3 protein-coding genes and 1 pseudogene are annotated in these 2,790 nt (G+C 69.5%); 1 reads left to right on the top strand and 3 read right to left on the bottom strand.

The annotated features are described in order from the left end of the window. Positions 1–382: pseudogene (locus JNW98_RS27425) on the top strand (TerD family protein); the annotation flags it as partial. Positions 383–469: 87 nt separating this feature from the next. Here the strand turns inward: JNW98_RS27425 and JNW98_RS27420 are convergent. The 3 genes from JNW98_RS27420 to JNW98_RS27410 all read right to left on the bottom strand — a co-directional run. Continuing rightward, complete coding sequence (locus JNW98_RS27420) at positions 470–1,213, bottom strand: TerD family protein (protein ID WP_223770991.1); 744 nt, start codon at positions 1,211–1,213, stop codon at positions 470–472. Between the two features lie 114 nt (positions 1,214–1,327). Next, a complete protein-coding gene (locus JNW98_RS27415) occupies positions 1,328–2,464 on the bottom strand; it encodes a DUF475 domain-containing protein (RefSeq protein ID WP_223770990.1) in 1,137 nt (378 codons plus the stop codon). 196 nt (positions 2,465–2,660) lie between these two features. Then, the coding region (locus tag JNW98_RS27410; RefSeq protein WP_223770992.1) for a TerD family protein at positions 2,661–2,790 on the bottom strand (130 nt) is incomplete at its 5' end.

Below are 2,790 nucleotides of genomic sequence, written 5' to 3'. Positions count from 1 at the left end.
GCCGCCGGCGCCGCCCTCATCCCCGCTCGCGCCCGCCGCCGACGCGCCCACCACGGCCGTCCCCCGTCCGCCCGCGCCCGGATACGGCTACCCGCCGCCGCCCGGCGCGCCCCCGGCCGTCCCTCCGGCGCAGCCGTCACAGCCGGCGTACGGCTACCCGCAGTACCCGGCGGCCCAGCCGTCCTACGGCTACCCGCAACACCCCCAGCACCCTCAGCAACCCCAGCAGCCAACGCACCCACAGCACCAGCCGCAGCAGCCCCAGCAGTCGCAGCAGCCGTTCCAGGACCCCCAGAGCGACTACCCGCTGCCCCCGCCCGCGGCCCCCGACCCGGCGTTCCGCCTGCCGCCCCAGGGGCCGCAGTTCCTGCCCGGACGCTAGCGGCGGGGACGACCGGAGTCCCCGGGACCACGGCGGGGGCCACCGGAGCCCCGGGGCCGGCACCGCACCGCCCCCGGGGCCGCCGCGTCACACCTTCGACTTGAACCCCCGCCCCCACTGGAGCCCCCACCCGTACAGCCGGTCCAGCTCCGACTGGAACCCGTACACGTACCGCATCTCCCGCCGGACGACGATCTCCTTCTTGTCGTTCTCGATCAGGACCACGGCGCACGACCGGGCCTCCGGCGCGCGCTCGTGGAGCGCGACTTCGAGCCGGGGGCCGTTGCCGGGATACAGCGTCACCGTCGCCTGGGTACGTTCGAACGCCGGGGTGCCGTCATAGATGTAGACGAAGACCAGCAGTCGCTTGATCTCATCCCGGTGGTCCATGTTGATGTAGATGGTCTCCCCCGAGCCCGAGCCGAACCGGTCGTCGCCGCTGAGCTGGACGTACGGCGGGGAGTTGATGCTGCCCAGTATGTTGCCGAGCGGTTGCACTACGCCTTTCGACCCGTCCCAGAGCTCGTACATGCAGGCGAGGTCCAGGTCCACGCTGACCATCGCCGGGCCCTGCGCCTGCACCATCTCGGGGGTGAACTTGCGGAACGGGTGCCGTACCCCGCCGCGGGGCGGCTTCTCGTGGATGACCGTGGTCCGCATCTGCCACGACAGGTTGATCCGCATGTTGCCGCTGACGGCCCCGTTCTTGGTCAGCGAGTAGACCGGGTGGCGTTTCGTGAGCTCGACCGCCCCCGACGCGCTGTGCGGGGCGTCGAACTGCCAGGCCGCACCGCGCCCCCAGTTGCCGAACAGCTTGTCCCGTACCGTCATGTGCTGCCCCCACCCCTCGCGGTCCGGTCTCCGCTCCGGAAACCGGTGAGCGGGACGGCCGTGAGGTGATCTCACCGCCGCCCCGCTCAGAGGGTTCCCGCACAGGTGCCGGGGTCACACCCCGGACGCGACCTCCTCGCGTCGCCCGTCGCCGCCGCCGGCCCCGGTCTCCTTGCGGTTGCGCCGCACGGAGGACCAGAAGGAGAGGGCGATCAGGGCCACGCCGATGGACCCGGTGACGACCTCGGGGATCTCGTACTTGATCGTCGCCAGCAGGATCAGGGCGAGCGCGCCGATCGCGTAGTGCGCGCCGTGCTCCAGGTAGACGTACTCGTCCAGGGTCCCCTTGCGGACCAGGAAGACCGTCAGGGAGCGGATGTACATCGCACCGATGCCGAGGCCCAGCGCCATCACGAAGATGTCGTTGGTGATCGCGAAGGCGCCGATGACGCCGTCGAAGGAGAAGGAGGCGTCGATGACCTCCAGGTAGAGGAACATGAAGAACGCGGCCTTGCCGGCCAGGCCGACGACCGAGCCGTTGCTCTTCTTCTCCGCCGGAGCGGACTCCTCCGCCTCTTCCTCCTCGTCCTCCAGGCGCTCCTCGAAGAAGCCGGAGATGCCGCCGACGACGAGGTACGTCACCAGACCGCCGACGCCGGCCAGCAGCACCGTGGCGGCCTTGTCGATCGTGCCGTCCCCGCCGTGCACCGGGACGGCGGTGGCGAGCGTGGTGGCCGTGATGATCAGCACCACCAGGGAGACGATGACCGACAGGCCCTCGACCTTGCCCAGCTTGGCGAGGAACCGCTCCAGACCGCCCAGCCACTGTATGTCCCGGTCCTCGAAGATGAAGTCCAGGAAGATCATGAGGAGGAACATCCCGCCGAACGCGGCGATGGCCGGGTGGGCGCTGGTGACCAGTTCCTCGTAGCGGTGGTGATCGTTGATCGCCACGTCGACGGCCTCGATGGGCCCGAGTTTGGCGGTGATCGCCACGATGACGACCGGGAAGACCAGCCGCATGCCGAAGACGGCGATGAGGATGCCCAGCGTCAGGAACATCTTCTGCCAGAAGGCGTTCATCTTCCGGAGGATGCCGGCGTTGATGACCGCGTTGTCGAACGAGAGCGAGATCTCCAGGACGGACAGGATCGCGACGAGCGCCAGCCCTTTCCACCCCCAGAGCACGCCGGCCAAGGCAAAGCCGGCCGCCGTGATGGCGAACGACCAACCAAAGGTTTTCAGGAGCACTGGCTACCCAATCCTTCGCTGCGATGCTGTCCGCGCTGTGCGCGGTTTTACGAAACGTTGACCACGCAGTCTAGAGGGCCCGCCCCGCAGCCGGGAGGGCCGACCGGCGGGCGCACGCGGCGACGTCCGGTGCCACCGGGGCTCCGGTGACGACGCCGTGTGCGCCTGCGCTCACCGAGCGTCGATCACACGACGTTCACGAGACGTTGACGCCGAAGTCCATGGCGATCCCCCGCAGACCCGACGCATACCCCTGTCCGACCGCGCGGAACTTCCATTCGCCGCCGTAGCGGTAGACCTCGCCGAAGATCATCGCCGTCTCGCTG

It is taken from the genome of Streptomyces huiliensis, from assembly GCF_020037025.1.
GTDB classification, from domain to species: Bacteria; Actinomycetota; Actinomycetes; order Streptomycetales; family Streptomycetaceae; genus Streptomyces; species Streptomyces huiliensis.
This window is presented reverse-complemented; position numbering and strand designations above follow the sequence as displayed.